Raw genomic sequence first — 19,697 nt, 5'->3', positions numbered from 1 at the left:
TGGCAGCCGGCACTACCAAGTCGTAGTTTGGTTGTTTGTGAAGTCGCGCAGGACATGCCGAAGCTCAAGACCCGCAAAGCTGCCGCGAAGCGGTTCAAGCTGACCGGCAGCGGAAAATTCATGCGCCGGCATGCGTTCCGCAACCACCTGCTCGATCACAAGAGCCCCAAGCGCAAGCGTTTTCTGGGCACGATGGCGGTGGTCGACGAACGCGACGCCGACAACGTCAGCCGCATGCTTCCTTACGCCGGCTGACCTCTCGCCAGGTCGCCCACTCCTTTTCCTTTCCATTTCGCCCTGAGAACTCACCATGGCCCGCGTCAAGAGGGGCAACGTCGCCCGTAAACGCCGTAACAAGATCCTCCGCCTGGCCCGTGGCTTCCAGGGCAGCAACGGCAGCCTGTTCCGGACCGCCAACCAGCGGGTGATGAAGGCGCTGTGCAACGCCTACCGCGACCGTCGCCGCCGGAAGCGCGATTTCCGCCGTCTCTGGATCGCCCGCATCAACGCCGCCGCCCGCATGAACGGGCTGAGCTACAGCCGGCTGATGGGCGGCATGAAAAAAGCCGACATGCTGCTGAACCGCAAGATGCTTGCCCAGCTCGCCGTGGCTGATCCCGCCAGTTTCACCAGCGTGGTTTCGGCCGCTACGCGCTGATCACCACCGCACTGCGGGGAGACCCGATGGACATTCTCCTGCCTCAGGCCTATCTGATCGGCCTGATCCTTCTGCTCGGCGGTGCAGCCGTGGTCATCGCCCTGCAGGTGATGCGGGTCCGCCGCGATGAAGCGGCGCTGGCCCGGCTTGAGGGGCAAGCCAAGGGAGGGGACGGCAAGGACCCTGCCGTTCTCTACGAACTCGGCTCTGTGCAGCTGCGCAAGCGCCTCTACGCCCAGGCGGTGGACACCCTTCGCCTGGCCCAGAAGAAGAGTGGCGGTGAGCCCCCCGAGGCCCAGGCGCTGATTCAGAACGCGCTTGGCTTTTCCCTGGCGGCCCAGAGCAACTACGCCAGTGCGATCCGCCACTACAAGGCAGCTCTTCAGGCCAAACCCGATTACCCGGTAGCACTCAACAACCTGGGCTACGCCTTCGAGCGACAGGGCAAACCGGATGAGGCGCGGGACACCTATGCCAAGGCCCTCAGCCTCGATCCCACCAACAAAACAACCCTCAAGCGCCTGAAGCTGCTCGATCGTCGCTTTCCAGCTGAACTGAAAGCCCCGGCGACCAGCGGCCAGGGGATGGCTGCGGGCACTGGCGAGCCAGGCTCATCATCAGCTGGGTCCAGCAGCACAGGCAGCAAATCGTCCCCAAAACCCTCGCCCACCAACACACCGGTCTGACCACAGGGCGTCAGGCTCCAGGCTGATCCGCTTAAAGCGACAGCGGGAACCGAACACATGGCCTGGAGAGGGCCAGCCGTCCCTGAGGTTCGCTGCCTCAGGGGCGCTCGCTTGTCGTCACCACAGCCCGCGGACCGGCGCCACCTGGCCGGCTGGCCGGGAAGCGGGTGGGCTGAAACTCACGGGATCGAGCACCAGCCGACCGCCGGGATTGGTGAGCCGCGGTGCATTCCAGCCCATCAGCGAGAAGCCCTGCAGGCCGAGAAAATCACCGCCTGGTTCGAGGCCCAAGGTGAGGGTGTCGATCAGGGGGATGAGCTCCAGCTGATCAGACTTGGCATTGAGGTTGCCCTGCACCGGCGAGGAGGTGCCGCCCACCGTGAGCGTGCCGCGCAGATCGATCATCTGACCCATGGCCGTCACGGTGTCGAGGCGCAGCTCCACAGGGGTGGGGACGCCGCCGCCAAAGGCCTGGTAACTGCCGCGCCACTGCCGCGGCAACTGGGCGGCAAGCAGCACGGCCCGGCCTACCGGATCGAAGGTTTCCACCGGACCGGTCTCACTGAAGGAGGTGTCCAGCGGCGAGGCGGGCGGCAGGGTGAACGGCACAAAACTGCCCACCGGCACCGCACTGGCGGCGAGCAGCAGGGGGAGAACCGGTGTCATGGAAACAAGCGGGCTTGCGCGAAGGTTAGGAGGCGTGCGCTGTAACTTCTCCCCATGGTGCAGATTCCGGCTTCGGATCCGTCCGCCCTCGCCGACGACACGCTGGTGATCGGCGGTCGCCGCTTCCGCAGCCGCCTGATGACCGGCACGGGCAAATACCCCTCGCTAGCGGCGATGCAGGCCAGCCTGGCGGCCAGCCGCTGCGACATCGTCACCGTGGCGGTGCGGCGGGTGCAGGCGGCGGCGGCAGGCCATCAGGGCCTGATTGAGGCGATCGACTGGAGCACGATCTGGATGCTGCCCAACACCGCCGGCTGCGCCACCGCAGATGAGGCCGTGCGGGTGGCGCGGCTGGGCCGCGAGCTGGCCAAGCTCGCCGGCCAGGAAGACAACACCTTCGTGAAGCTGGAGGTGATCCCCGACGGCCGCCATCTGCTGCCCGATCCATTCGGCACCCTCGAGGCGGCCGAGCGGCTCGTGAAGGAGGGTTTCACCGTGTTGCCCTATATCAACGCCGATCCGCTGCTCGCCCGTCGACTCGAGGAGGTGGGCTGCGCCACCGTGATGCCGCTGGGCTCTCCGATCGGCTCCGGCCAGGGCATTCGCAACGCCGCCAACATCGCCTTGATCATCGAGTCGGCGGGGGTGCCGGTGGTGGTGGATGCGGGGTTGGGCGTACCCAGCGAAGCGGCCCAGGCCATGGAGATGGGGGCTGACGCCCTGCTGATCAACAGCGCCATCGCCATGGCAGGCGATCCACCGGCCATGGCCTGGGCGATGGCTCAGGCCACGGAGGCGGGCCGGTGCGCCTGGAAGGCCGGGCGCCTGCCGCAGCGACAGGACGCCCAGGCCAGCTCACCCCAGTGGGGACGGGTTGGCAACACCGAGGCTCCGCGCCTGTGACATTCCCTTTCGGCCTCGATGCCGGCGCCGAAGGACATCGTTAAGGTTCGCTTTCTGAATCGGGCCACCCCACCATGTCGGTCACCAAGGAGGACGGGGGCAGGCTCAACGCCTTTGCCAGAGAACCGCGGATGCAGGTGGTCGAAGCCGGCGGTGAACGCAGCCGCAGCACCACCGTCCTGCTGATCGCAGGTGGGCTGCTGGTGCTGGCCATGGTGGGCGTGGCGGTCGGCATCAGCTGACGCCACTGCTGCACGAGGGGGGCGGAATGCCTGTAGTAGCTTGCCCCAAGAGAGCAATCGCTCGTTCAGCAGGAGTTCAGACGTGAAGGTTCTCGTTCTCGGCGGCGACGGCTTCTGCGGCTGGCCCTGCGCTGTGAACCTGGCCGACGCCGGTCACGACGTCGTGATCGTCGACAACCTGAGCCGCCGCAAGATCGACATCGACCTTGGGGTCGAATCGCTCACTCCGATCGCCACGATCAACGACCGCCTGCGTGCCTGGGAGGAAACCGGAGGCCGGCCCATCCGTTTCGTGGCACTCGACATCGCCCAGCACTACGACCTGCTGCTGGGGCTGCTGCGCAGTGAGCGCCCCAGTGCCGTGGTGCACTTCGCCGAACAACGGGCCGCCCCTTATTCGATGAAGTCGAGCGCCACCAAGCGCTACACGGTCGATAACAACGTGAATGGCACGCACAATCTTCTTTGTGCAATTGTTGAAAGCGGTCTCGACATTCATATCGTTCACCTCGGAACGATGGGGGTGTACGGCTATGGATCCCACCGTGGCGCCACCATCCCCGAGGGCTATCTCACGGTGGAAGTTCCCCAGCCCGATGGCACCCGCTTCCAGGAGAAAATCCTTCACCCCACCGATCCAGGCAGCGTCTACCACATGACGAAAACGCTGGATCAGCTGTTGTTCTTCTACTACAACAAGAACGACGGCATCCGCGTCACCGACCTGCACCAAGGCATCGTCTGGGGCACCAACACCGACCTCACTGACAGGGATCCGCGCCTGGTCAACCGTTTCGACTACGACGGTGATTACGGCACTGTGCTCAATCGCTTCCTGATGCAGGCGGCGATCGGCTATCCGCTCACGGTGCATGGCACCGGCGGCCAGACCCGCGCCTTCATCCATATCCGCGATTCGGTGAAATGCGTGGAGCTGGCGATCGACAATCCCCCCGCCTCAGGGGAGAAGGTGCGCATCTACAACCAGATGACCGAAAGCCACAAGGTCAAGGATCTGGCCGAAAAGGTGGCGGCCGTCACCGGGGCCAAGCTCAACCACCTCCCCAACCCCCGCAAGGAGGCCATCGAAAACGACCTGATCGTCGACAACCGCTGCCTGATCGAGCTGGGGCTCAAGCCCACCACCCTCGACGACGGCCTACTGGGCGAAGTTGTGGATGTGGCACGCCGCTGGGCCGATCGCTGCGATCGCTCCCGCATTCCCTGCGTGTCCACATGGACCCACAGCCAGGCGGCCGCGCTCCAACCGGTGGTTTGAACGGACCGTCCGCAGGCACGCCGTCCACGTGAAGATTGCACTGTTCACCGAAACCTTCCTTCCCAAGGTCGACGGCATCGTCACGCGGCTCACCAAAACGGTGACCCACCTGGTGGATGCGGGCGACGAGGTGCTGCTGTTCTGCCCCGAAGGAGCCCCGGACACCTTCATGGGCGCACGGGTGATCGGCGTGCCGGCCCTGCCCCTGCCGCTCTACCCCGAGCTGAAGCTGGCGCTGCCGCGGCCCTTGGTGGCCGAGGCGCTTGACGCCTTCAAACCCGACCTGGTGCACGTGGTGAACCCGGCGGTGCTCGGCCTAGGCGGGATCTGGCTGGCGCGTACCCGGGGCGTGCCCCTGGTGGCCAGCTATCACACCCACCTGCCCAAGTACCTCGAGCACTACGGCATGGGCATGTTCGAGCCGCTGCTGTGGGAGCTGCTAAAGGCGGCCCACAACCAGGCGGCCCTCAACCTCTGCACCTCCACGGCGATGGTGGAGGAACTCAGCCAGCACGGCATCCAGCACACCGCCTTGTGGCAGCGGGGAGTCGACACCGATCTGTTCCGACCGGAATGGCGCAATCAGACCATGCGCAGCAAACTCACCGGCGTGCACGGCGACAGCGACAGCCTGCTGCTCTACGTGGGCAGGCTCTCGGCGGAGAAGCAGATCGAGCGGATCCGGCCGGTGCTCGATGCCCTGCCCCAGGCCAGGCTGGCGCTGGTGGGTGATGGCCCACACCGCCAGCAGCTTGAGAAGGTGTTCGCCGGCAGCGCCACCACGTTCGTGGGCTACCTGGGCGGCGAGGATCTGGCCAGCGCCTATGCCAGCGCCGATGCCTTCCTGTTCCCCTCCTCCACCGAAACGCTTGGGCTGGTGCTGCTGGAGGCGATGGCGGCCGGTTGCCCGGTGGTGGGCGCCAACCGCGGCGGCATCCCCGACATCGTCACCGACGGAGTGAACGGCTGCCTCTACGATCCCGACAGCCCGGCCAGCCTCACCGCCGCCACCGAAAGGCTGCTGGCCAGCACCGAACGGCGCCAGGCCCTGCGGCTGGCTGCACGAGCAGAAGCAGAGCGCTGGGGCTGGGCGGGCGCCACCCAGCAACTGCGGCGCTTCTACAGCGAGGTGGTGCGCCCCCCTCTGCAACTGGTGGCCTGAAGCCCCCCGTAGCAGCTTGAAGCCATCCGATGTCACCTGCGGGCGGCTTCAGTTGCGCAGCTGGGGCAGGGTGTCACGGAACCAGGTGGTGAGCAGGGCCTTCACCATCGGTGCGGCAACGGTGCCGCCGTAGCCGCCACTGTTCTCGCCGAAGGCAATGATCACCAGGTTGGGCTTGCCCGCCGGCGCATAGCCGCCGAACCAGGCATGGTCTGGCCGGGGGGGATCCTCGGCGGTGCCTGTCTTGCCGGCCACGGCGGGCAGCGAAGGGTCGTTCAGCAGGGTGGCCGTGCCGCTGGTGACCGCATCGCGCAGGCCCTCCCGCAACACTCTCAAGGTGCTGGGTTTGAGGCCGATCCAGCGGCGCTCCACCGGCCGCTCCGCCAGGTGGGGCGTCACCAGCCAGCCGCCGTTGGCGATTGCCGCATACAGACGGGCCATCTGCAGCGGCGTCACGGTGACGGCCCCCTGGCCGATCGAGGAGGTGATCGTGTCCACCGAGGTCCACGGCTCATCGAGCACCTGGCGCTTCCAGGCGGGATCGCCCAGCAAGCCGGGGCTCTCCTCACCCTTGAGTTCGACACCGGTGAGACTGCCGTAGCCCAGGCGGCGGGCCGCTCTGAACAGTTCATCGGGGCCGGTCTTGAGGCCCAGCCGGTAGAAGAAGCTGTTGCTGCTCACCGCCATGGCCAGGCGGAAGCCGATGCTGCCGAAGCTGCCGTGATCCGCGTAGCACTGGCCGTCGTAGCAGAAGGAGCCTGAGGTGAGGATGGTGGAGGCGGAATTGAACAAGCCCGATTCCAGCCCCGCGATCGCGGTGATCACCTTGAAGGTGCTGGCGGGCGGGAACCCGCGCAGCGCCCGGTTGAGCATGGGGGCTTCCGGGCGGTTGAGCTCGTTCCACTGCGCTGTGGTGGGGCCCTCCGAGAAGATGTTGGGATCGAAGTTCGGGCGGCTGGCCATGGCCCGGATCGCGCCGGTCTGGGGATCCATCGCCACGATCGCCCCCTTGCTCACCCCGCTGAGGGCCTTCTCGGCCGCCTTCTGCAGCTCCAGATCGAGGGTGAGGCGCAGATCGTTGCCGGCCCGCGACGGCTTGTCGCCCAGCACCCGCTGCACCTGCCCATCGGCGTTCACTTCCAGCTGCTGTCCCCCCCACTCGCCGCGCAGGTGGTTCTCGTAGACGCGCTCCAGGCCGGTGCGACCGATACGGTCCTGCAGGCGGTAGCCCGTTTCAGACAGCTCCTTGTATTCCTCCTCCGTGATGCTGCTCGTGTAGCCGAGCACGTGGGCGCCGAGCCGTCCGTGCGGGTAGGCGCGCAGCACGTCGACATCGACATCAGCCCCTTTGAGCGACTCGGCCTGCTCGCGAAAACGCAACACCTGCTCGGTGCTGAGGGGGCCCGCCAGTTCAATGCGGAAGCCGTCCACGGCTCTGCCGTCCTTGCGTTTGGCATCAAGCTGCGCCGGGTCGAGCGCCAGCAGCGCAGCCAACTGCACCCGCAGCGACGGCCAGGCTGCGTCATCGACAAGCCGGGGCTGGATGTAGAGGTTGTAGGTGAGGCGGCTGCTGGCCAGCACCTGGCCGTTGCGATCAAGCAGACGGCCGCGCATCGGATGGCGCGGCAGCAGGCGAATGCGGTTCTGATCCGCCAGCAGCTTGTTCTCTGCCCCCTGCGCGAGCTGCAGCCACACGAGCCGGGCGCCCATCGCCCCCAGCACCAGCACGATCAGCCCGAGCAGCCAGGCCGGCTGGTGCCGCATGCCCGCGTGGCGGGCCTGTCCATGCAGATGCCCAGCGGCCATGGGCGTCAGGCCTCCAGGCGGTGCTGGAGCAGCGCCAGGCGCTCGGAGATCCGGGCCAGGGTGGTCTGCAGCGCCTCCCGCTCCCGCTGCGGGTCTGCGGCCTCTGAGAATCCGGTGGCGGCCGGATCGCCCGCCTGCGGCGACCAGGGCGGTGGCGGGGCCACATCGTGCACCTCCACCTTCATCACGGGATTGCCCAGACCGGGCTGGATCTGATCAAGGCTCTGGCGCACGGCCCGCGCCGCTGGATCGCCTTCCTGCTTCAGCTGGGCGAGCGGGTCGGGCGAAGCGGTGAACGCTTCCACCACCTCGCGTGGGCCCCCCTTGCGCGCCCGCTCGACCACCGCCATACCTACCGGCAATACCTCCTGCATCAGCGCGAGCCGAAGGGAATCGAGAGGATCAGCCATGCCGAAGCAACCGAGGCAGCACCACCCGCGCAGGCGAGCGGCTTTGCCCCCAGTTTGACGCCCTCCGGAGGTGGCAGGGACTCAGGGCAGCCGCTGCACGCCGGGATCGACGATCATCTGGCGGCAGAACTCGCGCGAGCCCACCATCCAACCGGCCCCCACTGCCAGCACCAGCACCGCGGTGAACGGCAGCACGGCCTGTCGGGTGACGTCCAGCCCTGCCCACTCTCCCCAGCTGCGCAGCAGCCGCTCCCGATCGAAGCGGCGGCGCTCCTGCCGCTCCAACGTCTGCCGGCGGCGCAATGACTTCTCCACCCAGCGCTCGAAGGAGCGTTTCTTGGTCACGGCCATCTTGCGCTCCACCTCCAGCAGGTGGCCGGCGCTGAGCTCGGGGTTGAAGGTGCTGATCAGTTCCAGGGTCTTGAGGAACATCTCCACGGCGCCATCCTTGATCTGCGCCTCCTGCTCGGGGATCTCCTCCCACAGCACCTCGGGGTAGAAGCGGCCCCGGTTGGCGAGAATCTGCTCCTCCTGCAGCTGACCGGGTTCGCGCAACCAGCGGTCGGTGTTGGCATCGAAGCGCCGCCAATAGAGAAAGGGATTGAGGTAGATCACCTTTCCGGCCAGCTGGATGCTGTCCTGCTGGAGGCGGCGCTGCAGCTGCGGGTCCTGCTCGAGGGCGACAGTCAAGAGAGGAAGGCCGGGCCCCGATGGTATCGAAGCTGTCCCGGGCGGGCCAGACCAGACCCAGACCAGACAAGAGAACGCCGCCGGAGGCGCCTTCAGCCGGCTGTCACTCCCACTCGATCGTGCCGGGAGGCTTGCTGGTGATGTCGTACACCACCCGGTTCACGCCCCGCACCTCATTGACGATGCGGTTGGAGATCTTCTCCAGCAGGTCGTAGGGCAAGCGCGACCAATCGGCGGTCATGCCGTCTTCGCTGGACACGCAACGGAGCACGATCGGATAGGCGTAGGTGCGCTTGTCGCCCATCACACCAACGCTGCGCACCGGCAGCAGCACCGCAAACGCCTGCCAGATGTCGTGGTAGAGCCCTGCATCCCGCACCTCCTCGCGCACCACCAGATCGGCATCGCGCAGGATGTTGAGGTTCTCGGCCGTGACCTCGCCCAGGATGCGGATCGCCAGGCCAGGCCCCGGGAAGGGATGGCGGCGCACGATCTCTTCGGGCAGGCCGAGGCTGCGGCCCACCTTGCGCACCTCATCTTTGAACAGACGCCGAAGCGGCTCCACCAGCTTGAACTGCAGATCCTTGGGTAGGCCACCCACGTTGTGGTGGCTCTTGATTTTCACAGCCACCCGTTCGCCGGTCTTGGGATCCACGCCGGTGCCGGCCGATTCGATCACATCGGGATAGAGGGTGCCCTGGGCGAGGTAATCGAAGGGGCCGAGTCGCTTGCTCTCCTCCTCAAACACACGGATGAACTCGGCACCAATGATTTTGCGCTTCTCTTCCGGATCGGTGATGCCCTTGAGCTTGGCGATGAAACGATCACGGGCATTGATATATTCCACGCGAATATGAAACTGGCGATCGAAGAACTCCATCAGGAATTCAGGCTCCCCTTTGCGCATGAAGCCCTGGTCGATGAACATGCAGGTGAGCTGGTCCCCGATCGCCCTGTGCAGCAGAAAGGCGAGGCTGGAGGAATCCACGCCACCGGAGAGGGCGAGCAGTACCCGTTTGCTGCCGACACGGGCCTGAACATCGGCCACGGCTTCTTCAATGAAGGCGCTGGTGGTCCAATCTGGCTCGCAGCCGCAGATGTGATAAACGAAGTTCCGGATCATCACCATGCCACCGGTGGAGTGCACCACTTCGGGATGGAACTGCACGCCATAAAGATGGCGCCGATGATCCGCCACTGCCGCTTCCGGCGTGTTCCTGGTATGGGCCAGCCGCGCGAATCCAGGCGGCAGAGTCTCCACCGAATCGCCATGGCTCATCCACATCGTGGAGCCGTTTTCCACGTTGGTGAGCAGATCGGTGGGATCGTCCACCTGAAGCGGTGCCTTGCCGTATTCTCCGCGCCCCGCCGCCACGACGTTGCCGCCCAGCTGCTGCACCATCAGCTGCATGCCGTAGCAGACCCCGAGCACCGGAATGCCCAGATCCCAGAGGCCCGGATCGCACACAGGCGCCCCTTCGGCATACACCGAGCTGGGGCCACCGCTGAGGATGATGCCTTTGGGGGCCAGCTCGCGCAGCTCATCGGCGCTGGTGGCGTAGCCCATCACCAGGGAATACACCTCGGTTTCCCGCACACGGCGCGCGATCAGCTCCGAATACTGGGATCCGAAATCGAGGATCACGATCGCCGGGTGGCGCTGGCTCTCCGGCTGTTCCAGCGACTGTGAAGCTTGAGACATACGACCGGAACGCTTCTTGATCGGCGGCTGGCCGGATGCGTTGCCCCCGGAGCAAGGCCCCGCATGGGCCGCCAGGCCTGAGGGACTCACCCTAGAGGGTGCCGGAATGCCTCCAGCAACTCCTGGCCTTGAGGTCCGCACACACGCAGCTGGCGCCGGCGGTCGAACAGCGCGGCCCCCACGCACATGGGGAAACTGCCGTAGCGGGCCAGATAGGCCATGCTGCGTTGCTCAATGGCCGCGGCGATGCGCCGCTCCAGCCGTTGGGCCAGATCAGGGTCCACGGCCACCAGTGCGCTCAGCGCTGCCTCCACGGTGGCGGCACCATGCAGGCGGCCGAGGGCCTCACCGCTGAGACCTTCAAGGGCCGCCAGGGCGGTGAGCACCTCGGCGCGGCCATCGGCGAGATGGTGATGGGTGTGGAAGATCCCACCGGCCAGCTTGATCAACTTGCCGTGGTAGCCGAACAGCAGCAGGCGGCGCACTCCCGCTTCCGCCGCCGCCACCAGCACCGGCCCCAGCCAGTTGCCGGCCTTGAGCAGCAGCCCGGCGGGGAGCCCCAGGCTGGGCGCCAGATCGAGGCCGTTTTCGCCGATCACAAGCACGAGATCACCGTTGAAGCCGGCCGTGGCGGTGCGCGCCGCCAGGGCCGCCAGGCAGGCCTGCAGTTGATCGGGAGCGGCGCTGTGCTGCACCTCCGCCTGGGTGCCGATCAGCGCCAGTCCGTCGACCACGCCGAAGGCCGCGTTGCTGGTGCGCAGCGCCAGGGCCCGGCCCTCAGGAAGCACGAGCCGCAGGCACACCGCCCGGCCGGCACCGACCAAGGGCCGCAGGTTCGTCTCCAGCAGGGCACGTGCATAGGCGGAGGCACACAGGTCGCCCGTCGCGCCATGCACCCCCACCCCTTCGCCGGCCTCCAGCACGAAGCACGAGCCGCCGGCCGGCGGCGGCTGGATCCAGCAGGCCACCACCCACACCGCCAGGCCACGGGTGAGATCCAGGCCGGCGCCGGGGTCGCAGCGACTGATGCCGAGAGCTCGGCCTGGCCCGATCGGAGCCGCCGCTTCCACCGGCACCGGCCGCAGCCCGGGCGGCTCGAGCAACTCCAGTGTCTGCAGGCCCTCGAAGGCAGCCGCAGGGCCAGCTTCCGCCCGTTGGAGCGCCTGCACGGCGGCACACGCCGCCGCCGTCACCCACACCGGCAGGGTGTAGCCGGGTGAAGCGTTCACCATCCGTTTTTTAAGGTGGTTGATTGTGCCGCTGCGCCCCCGCGTTTCCACTCCCCATGCAGGACAAGCTCACCCTGATGATTCCCGGTCCCACGCCGGTGCCGGAGACCGTCCTGCTGGCGATGAGCCGCCACCCGATCGGCCATCGCAGCGCCGATTTCCAGGCGATCGTGAAGCGCACCACCGCGCAGCTCAAGTGGCTGCATCAGACCAGCAGCGATGTGCTGGTGCTCGCCGGCAGCGGCACGGCGGCGATGGAGGCGGGGATCATCAACATCCTCAGCCGCGGCGACAAGGTGATCTGCGGCGACAACGGCAAGTTCGGTGAGCGCTGGGTCAAGGTGGCGAAGGCCTACGGGCTGGATGTGCAGGTGATCAAGGCCGAATGGGGCCAGCCTCTGGATCCGGACGCCTTCCGTGTGGCGCTGGAGGCGGATACAGACAAAGCGATCCGTGCGGTGATCCTCACCCACTCGGAAACCTCGACGGGCGTGATCAACGACCTGGAAACGATCGCCCGGCACGTGCATGCCCACGGCCAGGCCTTGATTGTGGCCGACTGTGTCACCAGCCTGGGGGCCTGCAACGTGCCCATGGACGCCTGGGGCCTCGACGTGGTGGGCTCGGGCTCCCAGAAGGGCTACATGATGCCGCCCGGCCTGGGCTTCGTGGGCATGAGCGAGCGGGCCTGGCAGGCACAGCAGCGGTCCGACCTGCCCAAGTTCTATCTGAACCTCGGCGCCTATCGAAAAGCGGCCGCCCAGGACAGCAATCCGTTCACCCCTCCGGTGAACCTCTACTTCGCGCTCGAGGCCGCTCTCGACATGATGCAGAGCGAAGGCCTGGAAGCGATCTTCACCCGGCATGAACGCCACCGGCGCGCGGTGAGCGCGGCCATGAAGGCGATCGGCCTGCCGCTGTACGCGGCGGAGGGCCACGGCAGCCCCTCGATCACCGCCGTGGCACCCAGCGGCATCGACGCCGAAGTGCTGCGCAAGAAAGTGAAGGCCCGCTACGACATCCTGCTGGCCGGCGGCCAGGACCACCTGAAGGGCTCTGTGTTCCGCATCGGCCACCTCGGCTTCGTCTGCGATCGGGATGTGCTCACGGCGGTGGCGGCGATCGAAGCCACCCTGCAGGAGATGGGCATGGCCACAGCCACCGTGGGAGCCGGCATGGCAGCCGCTGCCACCGAGCTGGCCCGCTGAGGCGCAGCTTGCGGGGCGGCCTTCCAGGAGGCCGCCTTCCGGCACCTTGCTACATTGCAGGAATGCGGGTGTAATTCAGTGGTAGAATGTCAGCTTCCCAAGCTGAACGTCGCCGGTTCGAATCCGGTCACCCGCTTGAAAGATTTTCAATTTGAATTGATTTTAGCTTTTTAGCACTTAACTGCTGAAGCTGCTTCAGCTCCAAGCACATCGCCCAATGATGGGGCATTGAAGTGAAGCGTGTGCAGCGAATGAATCGCACCCCTGGCTGATCGGAAGCCACCCAACTGCCTGGCAGCACTTGGATTGAGGGTCTCAAGCACTCTCCGCCTTCCCCCTAACGACCTGCAGGGTGCCCGTCTGCGGATCAGGACTGGTTCCTCACATCTGCTGGTCTTATCCAGCATCGCCGGAACCCTTGTGGCATCTGCCGGATCTGATAACGCTGCGCAGGGGCGGTGCGGCATTGACCCTTGCGCGGCAGGCCGTGAGGCCGTCACACCAGGCAGGCAGCGCCAGGGCGTTGGCTCAACATCTGCCTGGGGAAGGCCAGGCCGGATGAGGCCGTGATCGGCAGGGTGCCCGCTGACCCAGGCGGGGGTGCAGGCTCAGGCGCGGGGTTTGATCAGTTGCAACACCTGGGGGCCAAGGCCACCCACACGACGCTCGCAGTCGAGGAGCAGCAGAATGCAGCGCGCAGATTCAGCCAGATCGCCCTCTTGCGCTGCCGCTTTGGCAGCAGACTCATGGCGGCTGATCTCTTGAAGGAGGGCAGAACGCTGCTCGTGCGAAACTGCTTTCACCGCCATGCTTTTAGCGACGACTGTCAAAACCGGAGATCATGAATAGCGCAAGTGTATGGGGTTTCGAGCAGAGTTGCCTGAGTTCTTGCCGCAGCGAAAAGTAACAGCTTTGCCGACCGCCATACGGCTGGGCCTGCCGCCAAACGCTCATGTTCCAGGCTCTTCTCCCTCGTCGACAAGATCGGCAATCTGCGATCTCAGGGTTTCCACGCGAGACTGATCACCCCGGCTCACCGCCACAGCAAGGGCGAATTCAAGCTTTTCGCGTTGGTGCCCCCGCTCCACATAAGCGGAAGGGGGTGTGCAGGAAGGAAACGTGCGGGAGGCGGAGGTTCCGGTGGCGTTCAGCCCAGCCGACCCGAGGGGCCGTGGCAGGGGGCAAGCGGGATAGGTGAAAGCCATGTTCGCTTTCTTTTCATTCTGCCACCCCTGGCCAGTGCATCGAGAGAAGGTGAGCTATGCGGCGTCCCGGTAGCTCTGCGGCTCGGGTGCCGATGACAGGAACACTTCGGCCACCGCCTCCGCCTGGGGACCTGGCTCATCAAGCAGCTGCCGGCAGTCCTGAAGCAGCGCTTCCACGTGGTCGAGGGCATCGAGCTGAGCCTGGTCTGGCGACTCAGGCCGCTGGATCGCCGTTTCAAGGGCGCCAAGCCGCTGTTCCAGCTTCACCAGCCGATGGGAAAGGGCGGCCACCGTCTGGGCAAGATCCTCGGCGGTTCGCGTGATCCGGAAAGACACCGATTCGGTCGTCATCGCAGGCAAAGTCGGTAACGCCGATGACAACACACATCCCCGGCGGGCTCAAGTCGTCTTTCAGACTGAGGGATCCCACCAGCGGATCTTCTTCATGGCTGCACCAGCGACTTTGGTGCTCTATCTGCTGTGCGGGACGGCCGGGGGCCTACTGGCTCTGCGTACCGGAATTCCTGCTGCCCCTTTGGCCGGCGCGCTGCTTGGAGCGGCCGTGGCGAGCATGAGCGGGCGCCTCGAAGTGGCCCAATGGCCCACCGGAACCCGCACCCTGCTGGAGATCGGCATCGGCACGGTGATCGGCACTGGGCTCACGAGTGCCGCGCTGGCGGAGCTGCGTGTGTTGTGGCGGCCGGCGATCCTGATCACCGTGGCCCTGGTGGCCACCGGCCTGGTGGTGGGGTTGTGGTCGAGCCGTTTGCTGGGCGTGGATCCGGTCATCACCCTGCTGGGCGCAGCACCGGGGGGCATCAGCGGCATGAGCCTTGTGGGAGCGCAGTTCGGTGTAGGGGCGGCCGTGGCGGCCCTGCATGCCGTGCGGTTGATCACCGTGCTGCTGGTGCTGCCTGTGATCGTGCGCCTGGTGCTCGGCAGCACGGGCGGTTCGTCATCGGGCTGAGCCCGGCCCTGGCCATAACCGCCACAGAGGCCCCTCGACAGCCGAAGCACGGCCGATACGTTGGGCCCAGCAGCCTCGGGCCCGCCTCCACCCTTCCATGCAGCACCCCACTGTTCGCCGCGCCACTGTTCACCAAGACACTGTTCGCCAAGACATTGTTCGGGCCGGCACTCTGCAAGCCAGCGCCACCGAGTCCGGCCTTGCTCCAGCCGGTGCTCTGCGAGCCAGCTCCTTTCGCCGCATCCGCACCGCCCTCACAGCAGGTCTGTTCACGCTGGCTGGTTCCCTGCTGACGGCCGGGGCGATCCCACAGCCCGCCTTGAGCCAGGCCACCACAGCGCTGCCTGCCGATCAAGGCAGCAAGGGCGCGCAGGTGTACTGCTTCATGCGCAAGGCGGGCAACAACCACGAGGTGAGCTGGACGGCGGCCTATGCCCTGATCCGGCGGCAATCCGCGAGCCTGTTCAAGACATCTCCGCAGCACGGCGCCGTGATGATCACCGAGGCGGTGGTCAACAACCCGGACGCCTTCCCCGATTGCGGCCAGTACCTGGGGGCGCTGTTCGGCAGCGAGAACCCTGCCCCTGCGGCTCCTGCCGTCACCTCCAGCGGGCCGGTGCCGATCCAGGGGGGCATGACCCGCGAGGAGCGCTACAACAATTGAAGGTGTTGCACTGCACTTGAGCAGGAACCGGCTGCAGGGGATCCGCCTGCTCACCACGGTCGCCCTGGCCGGCTTGGCGTTGATCGGCTGTGCGGCGGCGCCGCCGCCGGAGCTGGGCGACGCGCCAGCCAACGACGACTGCCTGCGTGAGGTGAAACTGGCGGAATTGCCGGCGGCGCTGCAGCGCTGTGACGCATCGGTGCAGGCCTTCCCCACCGATCCCCGCCCCTTGAGCGAGCGCTCCGTGCTGCACAGCCTGGGGGGCGATCAGGAGGCCGCCTGCAGGGACATCGAACGGGCCGCCCAGCTGCTGCGGCAACAGGGCAACCAAGCGGAGGACTCCCAGTTGGCCATCGACATCCGCATCCGGCTGGAGGGCTGCCAGGAGAAGGCACCGCTGCCTGGCACCTGATCAGGGCGGTGCTGACCCGCCCCACGCTGACCAATCACGGTCGTTGGGCACGGCTCGCGGGGCACGGGTCAGCCATCACTGGAAACCGAGGACTGCGCCATGATCACCAGCGCTCGATCAGCTGCCGCACCATCGCCGGCAGCGCCTGGCGCCGCAGAGCCGTCTGACGGCCTTCCAGCAGCAGCGTGATGCGCTCGGCCTTGCTGGCGATGATCCCGTCCACGAGCTGATCGGCCACGCCCAGCTGCAGCCAATGGCTGGTGAGCGGTCCGGCCATGCCGATGCGGTGGCAGCGGTCCTCCGCCTGCTCCGCGTCCCCCGGCGTCCAGGGGCGCTCCAACAGCACCACATGGGCGGCCCTGTGCAGCGTGAAGCCCAAGCCACCAGCCCCGAAAGTGGCCACCAGGCAGGGCGTCGCCCCGGCCTGGAAGCGATCCACCTGTGCCTGGCGCTCCAACGCCTTCAGCCGACCCGTGAGCAGCGCCCCACCCAGGCGGGCCTGCAGCTGTTCGGCACTGGCCACGAAGGCGGTGAACAGCACCACGGCCTCCCCCTGGCGCAGAAGGGCCTCCACCAGCTGGATGGCGGCAGGCAGCTTGTGCTGGGCACCGATCCGGCGCAGGGCGGTGAGCATGGCGAGGGGCTCGGCGTCGCGGCGCACCTCGCCCCTGGCGGCCCGGCAGCGGTAGTCGTCCAGCCTGGCGGCCAGTTCCTGCTCGAACGCCATCGCCTGGGACTCCCCGAGCGCCACCGGGAGCATGCGGCGGCACTTTGGAGGCAGATCGAGGCAATCCTGCTTGCGGCGGTGGAGCACGAGCGGCCTTGTCAGCCGCTGGAGTTCATCGAGCCGCTCGGCTCCGACCGCCTGCCACTGGCGCCGTCCACCCCGTTCGCTCCAGTGCCCCTGACAGAACCGCTCCTCGTAGGCGTGCCGGTCTTGGGCGAGGGGATGGCCGATTGCCGCCAGCAGCGGAAACAGCTGAACCGGGCGGCCATTCTTCATCGGGGTGCCGGTGAGCAACCAGATCGCCCGCAGCCGCGGATGTCTGGCCAGCCGCAGCAGGGCCTGGGTGCGCGCCGCCTGGATGTTCTGGGCGAAATGGGCCTCATCCACGATCAACACCGTGGCGGCCGGCGGCAACGAGCGCGGCAGGGCCGCCCAGCTGATCAGCTCCAGATCAAGGGCGAGGGAGAGGCCCTCCTGCCGCCAGTGGGGATGGAGGGCGGTTGGAGCCACCACGGCGATGCGGCAATCCGCCGCCCGGACCATGGCCCGGGCCGCCACCAACGCCGTGAGCGTCTTGCCCAGGCCCATGGCGTGGGCCAGCAGGGCACCGCGACGAGCCAGCAGCCAACGCGCCGCCAGCCGCTGATGGGCGAACAGACGGCGCCCATCGGCCAGAGGCTGATCCAGGGCGGCCTGGGCCACGAGGGTGCGGTGAGGCGGCAGGGGCGGCAGGGGCTGCTCCAGCCATTCCATCCACTGCGCCAGCTCCGGATCGATCCGGAAGCGCTGGCCAAGCAGCTGGCGCAAGGCCAGCGAGGCCTCAAGCGGAAAGGCCCAGCAACCACGCCGCGCCTGCCACTGGCCCCGGGGCCGCACGGCGCGCAACTGGGCCTGAGTGACGGGATCAAAGGGGGAGACCACCTCGATCTGTCCCGATGGGCCGAGACGCAGCAGACAGGTGGCGGCGGAAACCGTGCGGGGTCCGAGGGAGCGGCTGACCGAGGGAGAGCTGCTGACGGCGGGAGAGCGGCTGGCGACGGGGGCGCTGCAAGCGGGCCGAAGACAAATTTAGTCGAATCGGGGCGACGGGCAACCGTTGGCGCTGAAGGCCGAAAAAAGCAATCCTCGACACATTGACATCTCTTGAGGTGGGGGCAAACTCTCCGCAACTGAGCCATCAGGATGCACGCGAGAGATGCGGTGTTCCTTGAAGATCTCTGCCCCAAACTTCGCGTCAGGCGCTGGCGTCAATCTCTCCACAAACACACTGACAATCGTTGTATTTACTGCGGCAATCGCTCCGAATCCATTGATCATCTGATGCCCCGCTGCCGTGGTGGCCTGAGCGTGACAGCGAACTGCGTGCCGGCCTGCCTGGCCTGCAACGGCCACAAAAGCGATGCCGATCCCTTCGATTGGTACCGGCGTCAGCGCTTCTACGACCCGCGGCGGGCCATGGCGATCCGTGCCTGGATGGATGGGGATCTACGCCTGGCGGTGCGGCTGCTCCAGTGGGCCAACCCGGAGCCCAGCTCCAGCCCGCCGCTCCATGCCGGAGCCACTCCAGCGGGGACGGACTGGGCCTTTCAGGCGGCCTGAGCGCGCCTCGCCGGTTCACCAGACCCGGCAGGCCACCGGGCCGTTGTGGCGGATGCAGATCCCCTCTTCCCGCTCCGGGGCTTCCGGGGCGAGCACGGAGACGACCAGCACCAGGCTGAGGGCGAGCACGGCCGGAGCCCAGGCCAGAGCGGTGTTCCAGGTGGCCGTGCGGGCAGAGGGAAGCGCGGCGGGGCGCTGATTCCGGGCCACGAAGGGGCCGGCGGGCACCCTGCGGGAGCTAGAGAGAGGGGAGGCGGTCATCAACGAAAGCCATGAATGTGATACAGGTGTACTCATGACGGTCGGTGATGTCAATGGCCGGCCGGCCAGCGTGCTGGTGCTGGGCGGTGGCTACAGCGGACTGCGGTTCGCCCAGGCCCTCACCGAACACGCGCTGCCGGTAGCGGTCACCTCCCGCCGCCAGCCGGCCCAGCCGGAGGTGCTCACCCCCTGGGGATCCGCTGGCAGCGCGCTGCCGCTGCGCTGGCTGAGTTTTGACCCCGACAACGGCGCGTTGCCCGATGCCGAGGCGCTCGACGGCATCACCCATGTGCTGGTGACGATCCCGCCCGACGGGCAGGGAAAGGATCCAGTGCTCGAACATCTGGCCCCGCTGCTGGCCCAGCTGCCGCTGCAGTGGATCGGCTACCTCTCCACCACCGGCGTCTACGGCGACCATGGCGGTCGCTGGGTGGACGAGACCACTCCTCCCGCGCCAGGGGCGTCGCGCAGTCGCGCCCGGCTGGCCTGTGAGCAGGCGTGGGATTGCAGTGGCCTGCCGGTGCAGATCTTTCGCCTGCCGGCGATCTACGGGCCCGGTCGCTGCCCCTTCCAGAACCTGCTGCAGGGCACCAGCAGGCTCGTGCACAAGCCGGGCCAGGTGTTCAGCCGCGTCCATGTCGATGACATCGTGGGAGCGCTGATCCACTGCATCGGCCTGCCGCCCCAGCGGCGCCCGCGGATCGTCAACCTCTCCGACGACCGCCCCTGCCCCTCAACGGAAAGCCTGGGCTACGCCGCCCATCTGCTCGACTGCAAACTGCCGACCGTGGAGCGGTTTGAGGACATCTGCGGTGGCATGAGCCCGATGGCACTCAGCTTCTGGGTGGAAAATCGCCGCGCCAGCAACGATCGGCTCTGCCATGACCTGGGCTACACCCTGCGCTACCCCAGCTACCGCGAGGGTTTTCGCGAGGCCCTCGCCGAAGAGCGCCGGACGGCCGCGCGCGGCAACGGCGACCAGGCCGCATGAGCCCACGTCTCCGGCCGACTCCGCCGGGCCCGTTCAGCGGCGGGTGAACACCCGTTCGATGCTTTGGCTGTCGGCGGGGGAGGCGTCAGCGCCGGGCTCGGGGCAGACTCCGGCCGCATCCGGTTGAAGGTTCTTGAGGGTGGGGAGCTTCGTGTCCTGCATGAAGCGGCAGCCATCCACGGTGACCCAGCCCCGCTCCAGACCGACGGCTGTTCCGACCACCGCCAATC

At 67.1% G+C, this 19,697-nt stretch carries 24 protein-coding genes and 1 tRNA gene; 14 read left to right on the top strand and 11 right to left on the bottom strand.

What is annotated here, in order from left to right; all coding sequences use genetic code 11:
• Nucleotides 1-54 precede the first annotated feature (54 nt).
• The 3 genes from rpmI to KBZ19_RS07750 are packed head-to-tail and all read left to right on the top strand — an operon-like array spanning nt 55 to nt 1,344.
• On the top strand, nt 55-255 hold the full coding sequence (gene rpmI / locus KBZ19_RS07760) for a 50S ribosomal protein L35 (protein WP_094511149.1): 201 nt from the start codon (nt 55-57) through the stop codon (nt 253-255).
• 55 nt (nt 256-310) lie between these two features.
• Nucleotides 311-658 (top strand): 50S ribosomal protein L20, encoded by a 348-nt coding sequence (gene rplT, locus KBZ19_RS07755; RefSeq protein WP_094511150.1) that lies wholly within the window; start codon nt 311-313, stop codon nt 656-658.
• A gap of 26 nt (nt 659-684) precedes the next feature.
• On the top strand, nt 685-1,344 hold the full coding sequence (locus tag KBZ19_RS07750; RefSeq protein ID WP_094511151.1) for a tetratricopeptide repeat protein: 660 nt from the start codon (nt 685-687) through the stop codon (nt 1,342-1,344).
• 117 nt (nt 1,345-1,461) lie between these two features.
• Here the strand turns inward: KBZ19_RS07750 and KBZ19_RS07745 are convergent, their stop codons facing one another.
• On the bottom strand, nt 1,462-2,010 hold the full coding sequence (locus KBZ19_RS07745) for a hypothetical protein (RefSeq protein WP_255100496.1): 549 nt from the start codon (nt 2,008-2,010) through the stop codon (nt 1,462-1,464).
• A gap of 54 nt (nt 2,011-2,064) precedes the next feature.
• On the opposite strand from KBZ19_RS07745, the gene KBZ19_RS07740 reads away from it, so the two are divergent.
• From KBZ19_RS07740 to KBZ19_RS07725, 4 genes are all read left to right on the top strand, one after another.
• On the top strand, nt 2,065-2,913 hold the full coding sequence (locus tag KBZ19_RS07740; protein ID WP_094511153.1) for a thiazole synthase: 849 nt from the start codon (nt 2,065-2,067) through the stop codon (nt 2,911-2,913).
• A 74-nt stretch (nt 2,914-2,987) separates the two neighbouring features.
• Nucleotides 2,988-3,155 (top strand): photosystem II assembly protein Psb34, encoded by a 168-nt coding sequence (psb34, locus tag KBZ19_RS07735; RefSeq protein ID WP_094511154.1) that lies wholly within the window; start codon nt 2,988-2,990, stop codon nt 3,153-3,155.
• 82 nt (nt 3,156-3,237) lie between these two features.
• Nucleotides 3,238-4,434: an NAD-dependent epimerase/dehydratase family protein gene (locus tag KBZ19_RS07730; RefSeq protein WP_094511155.1), complete on the top strand. Its 1,197-nt coding sequence runs from the start codon at nt 3,238-3,240 to the stop codon at nt 4,432-4,434.
• Between the two features lie 28 nt (nt 4,435-4,462).
• Nucleotides 4,463-5,596, top strand: a complete 1,134-nt coding sequence (locus tag KBZ19_RS07725) for a glycosyltransferase family 1 protein (protein ID WP_094511156.1) — start codon at nt 4,463-4,465, stop codon at nt 5,594-5,596.
• A gap of 48 nt (nt 5,597-5,644) precedes the next feature.
• On the opposite strand, the gene mrdA is transcribed toward KBZ19_RS07725, so the two are convergent.
• The 5 genes from mrdA to cbiD form a co-directional block, all read right to left on the bottom strand.
• Nucleotides 5,645-7,402 (bottom strand): penicillin-binding protein 2, encoded by a 1,758-nt coding sequence (gene mrdA, locus KBZ19_RS07720; protein ID WP_255100495.1) that lies wholly within the window; start codon nt 7,400-7,402, stop codon nt 5,645-5,647.
• 5 nt (nt 7,403-7,407) lie between these two features.
• Entirely contained in the window at nt 7,408-7,812 is a 405-nt protein-coding gene (locus tag KBZ19_RS07715; RefSeq protein WP_094511158.1) for a hypothetical protein, read from the bottom strand.
• A gap of 81 nt (nt 7,813-7,893) precedes the next feature.
• Nucleotides 7,894-8,502 (bottom strand): hypothetical protein, encoded by a 609-nt coding sequence (locus KBZ19_RS07710; protein ID WP_255100494.1) that lies wholly within the window; start codon nt 8,500-8,502, stop codon nt 7,894-7,896.
• Between the two features lie 103 nt (nt 8,503-8,605).
• Complete coding sequence (guaA, locus tag KBZ19_RS07705) at nt 8,606-10,204, bottom strand: glutamine-hydrolyzing GMP synthase (protein ID WP_255100493.1); 1,599 nt, start codon at nt 10,202-10,204, stop codon at nt 8,606-8,608.
• 86 nt (nt 10,205-10,290) lie between these two features.
• Nucleotides 10,291-11,436 carry a cobalt-precorrin-5B (C(1))-methyltransferase CbiD gene (cbiD, locus tag KBZ19_RS07700; protein ID WP_255100492.1) on the bottom strand — a complete coding sequence of 382 codons (1,146 nt, stop codon included), beginning with the start codon at nt 11,434-11,436 and terminating at the stop codon, nt 10,291-10,293.
• Nucleotides 11,437-11,489: 53 nt separating this feature from the next.
• Here cbiD and KBZ19_RS07695 point away from each other — a divergent pair, with 53 nt between their 5' ends.
• Both KBZ19_RS07695 and KBZ19_RS07690 read left to right on the top strand, forming a co-directional pair.
• Complete coding sequence (locus KBZ19_RS07695) at nt 11,490-12,641, top strand: alanine--glyoxylate aminotransferase family protein (protein ID WP_094511162.1); 1,152 nt, start codon at nt 11,490-11,492, stop codon at nt 12,639-12,641.
• 64 nt (nt 12,642-12,705) lie between these two features.
• Nucleotides 12,706-12,777, top strand: a tRNA-Gly gene (locus KBZ19_RS07690).
• 472 nt (nt 12,778-13,249) lie between these two features.
• Here the strand turns inward: KBZ19_RS07690 and KBZ19_RS07685 are convergent.
• Both KBZ19_RS07685 and KBZ19_RS07675 read right to left on the bottom strand, forming a co-directional pair.
• A complete protein-coding gene (locus KBZ19_RS07685; RefSeq protein ID WP_233132859.1) occupies nt 13,250-13,471 on the bottom strand; it encodes a hypothetical protein in 222 nt (73 codons plus the stop codon).
• Nucleotides 13,472-13,900: 429 nt separating this feature from the next.
• Nucleotides 13,901-14,197, bottom strand: a complete 297-nt coding sequence (locus tag KBZ19_RS07675; protein ID WP_255100490.1) for a hypothetical protein — start codon at nt 14,195-14,197, stop codon at nt 13,901-13,903.
• Nucleotides 14,198-14,282: 85 nt separating this feature from the next.
• Between KBZ19_RS07675 and KBZ19_RS07670 the strand changes: the two genes are divergently transcribed.
• From KBZ19_RS07670 to KBZ19_RS07660, 3 genes are all read left to right on the top strand, one after another.
• A complete protein-coding gene (locus tag KBZ19_RS07670) occupies nt 14,283-14,813 on the top strand; it encodes an AbrB family transcriptional regulator (RefSeq protein WP_255100712.1) in 531 nt (176 codons plus the stop codon).
• A 97-nt stretch (nt 14,814-14,910) separates the two neighbouring features.
• Nucleotides 14,911-15,477 carry a DUF6554 family protein gene (locus tag KBZ19_RS15210; protein ID WP_399220116.1) on the top strand — a complete coding sequence of 189 codons (567 nt, stop codon included), beginning with the start codon at nt 14,911-14,913 and terminating at the stop codon, nt 15,475-15,477.
• A gap of 16 nt (nt 15,478-15,493) precedes the next feature.
• Nucleotides 15,494-15,889 carry a hypothetical protein gene (locus KBZ19_RS07660; protein ID WP_255100489.1) on the top strand — a complete coding sequence of 132 codons (396 nt, stop codon included), beginning with the start codon at nt 15,494-15,496 and terminating at the stop codon, nt 15,887-15,889.
• A gap of 103 nt (nt 15,890-15,992) precedes the next feature.
• On the opposite strand, the gene KBZ19_RS07655 is transcribed toward KBZ19_RS07660, so the two are convergent.
• Nucleotides 15,993-17,537 (bottom strand): DEAD/DEAH box helicase, encoded by a 1,545-nt coding sequence (locus KBZ19_RS07655; protein WP_233132860.1) that lies wholly within the window; start codon nt 17,535-17,537, stop codon nt 15,993-15,995.
• 261 nt (nt 17,538-17,798) lie between these two features.
• On the opposite strand from KBZ19_RS07655, the gene KBZ19_RS07650 reads away from it, so the two are divergent.
• Nucleotides 17,799-18,215: an HNH endonuclease gene (locus tag KBZ19_RS07650; RefSeq protein ID WP_094511169.1), complete on the top strand. Its 417-nt coding sequence runs from the start codon at nt 17,799-17,801 to the stop codon at nt 18,213-18,215.
• A gap of 15 nt (nt 18,216-18,230) precedes the next feature.
• Here the strand turns inward: KBZ19_RS07650 and KBZ19_RS07645 are convergent, their stop codons facing one another.
• Entirely contained in the window at nt 18,231-18,476 is a 246-nt protein-coding gene (locus KBZ19_RS07645; RefSeq protein ID WP_255100488.1) for a hypothetical protein, read from the bottom strand.
• Nucleotides 18,477-18,510: 34 nt separating this feature from the next.
• On the opposite strand from KBZ19_RS07645, the gene KBZ19_RS07640 reads away from it, so the two are divergent.
• Nucleotides 18,511-19,467: an SDR family oxidoreductase gene (locus KBZ19_RS07640; RefSeq protein WP_255100487.1), complete on the top strand. Its 957-nt coding sequence runs from the start codon at nt 18,511-18,513 to the stop codon at nt 19,465-19,467.
• Nucleotides 19,468-19,500: 33 nt separating this feature from the next.
• Here KBZ19_RS07640 and KBZ19_RS07635 read toward each other — a convergent pair whose 3' ends face one another.
• Nucleotides 19,501-19,695 carry a hypothetical protein gene (locus KBZ19_RS07635; RefSeq protein ID WP_255100486.1) on the bottom strand — a complete coding sequence of 65 codons (195 nt, stop codon included), beginning with the start codon at nt 19,693-19,695 and terminating at the stop codon, nt 19,501-19,503.
• Nucleotides 19,696-19,697 lie beyond the last annotated feature (2 nt).

It is taken from the genome of Synechococcus sp. L2F, from assembly GCF_024345695.1.
Taxonomy (GTDB): Bacteria; Cyanobacteriota; Cyanobacteriia; order PCC-6307; family Cyanobiaceae; genus MW101C3.
Note: the sequence above shows the minus strand (reverse complement) of the source record. Positions and strands in the feature narration are given on the sequence as shown.

Coding starts and splice junctions, on each gene's coding strand:
- rpmI (WP_094511149.1), top strand. CDS start 55: ATGCCGAAGCTCAAGACCCGCAAAGCTGCCGCGAAGCGGTTCAAGCTG.
- rplT (WP_094511150.1), top strand. CDS start 311: ATGGCCCGCGTCAAGAGGGGCAACGTCGCCCGTAAACGCCGTAACAAG.
- KBZ19_RS07750 (WP_094511151.1), top strand. CDS start 685: ATGGACATTCTCCTGCCTCAGGCCTATCTGATCGGCCTGATCCTTCTG.
- KBZ19_RS07745 (WP_255100496.1), bottom strand. CDS start 2,010: ATGACACCGGTTCTCCCCCTGCTGCTCGCCGCCAGTGCGGTGCCGGTG.
- KBZ19_RS07740 (WP_094511153.1), top strand. CDS start 2,065: ATGGTGCAGATTCCGGCTTCGGATCCGTCCGCCCTCGCCGACGACACG.
- psb34 (WP_094511154.1), top strand. CDS start 2,988: ATGTCGGTCACCAAGGAGGACGGGGGCAGGCTCAACGCCTTTGCCAGA.
- mrdA (WP_255100495.1), bottom strand. CDS start 7,402: ATGGCCGCTGGGCATCTGCATGGACAGGCCCGCCACGCGGGCATGCGG.
- KBZ19_RS07715 (WP_094511158.1), bottom strand. CDS start 7,812: ATGGCTGATCCTCTCGATTCCCTTCGGCTCGCGCTGATGCAGGAGGTA.
- guaA (WP_255100493.1), bottom strand. CDS start 10,204: ATGTCTCAAGCTTCACAGTCGCTGGAACAGCCGGAGAGCCAGCGCCAC.
- cbiD (WP_255100492.1), bottom strand. CDS start 11,436: ATGGTGAACGCTTCACCCGGCTACACCCTGCCGGTGTGGGTGACGGCG.
- KBZ19_RS07695 (WP_094511162.1), top strand. CDS start 11,490: ATGCAGGACAAGCTCACCCTGATGATTCCCGGTCCCACGCCGGTGCCG.
- KBZ19_RS07675 (WP_255100490.1), bottom strand. CDS start 14,197: ATGACGACCGAATCGGTGTCTTTCCGGATCACGCGAACCGCCGAGGAT.
- KBZ19_RS15210 (WP_399220116.1), top strand. CDS start 14,911: ATGCAGCACCCCACTGTTCGCCGCGCCACTGTTCACCAAGACACTGTT.
- KBZ19_RS07650 (WP_094511169.1), top strand. CDS start 17,799: ATGCACGCGAGAGATGCGGTGTTCCTTGAAGATCTCTGCCCCAAACTT.
- KBZ19_RS07645 (WP_255100488.1), bottom strand. CDS start 18,476: ATGACCGCCTCCCCTCTCTCTAGCTCCCGCAGGGTGCCCGCCGGCCCC.
- KBZ19_RS07640 (WP_255100487.1), top strand. CDS start 18,511: ATGACGGTCGGTGATGTCAATGGCCGGCCGGCCAGCGTGCTGGTGCTG.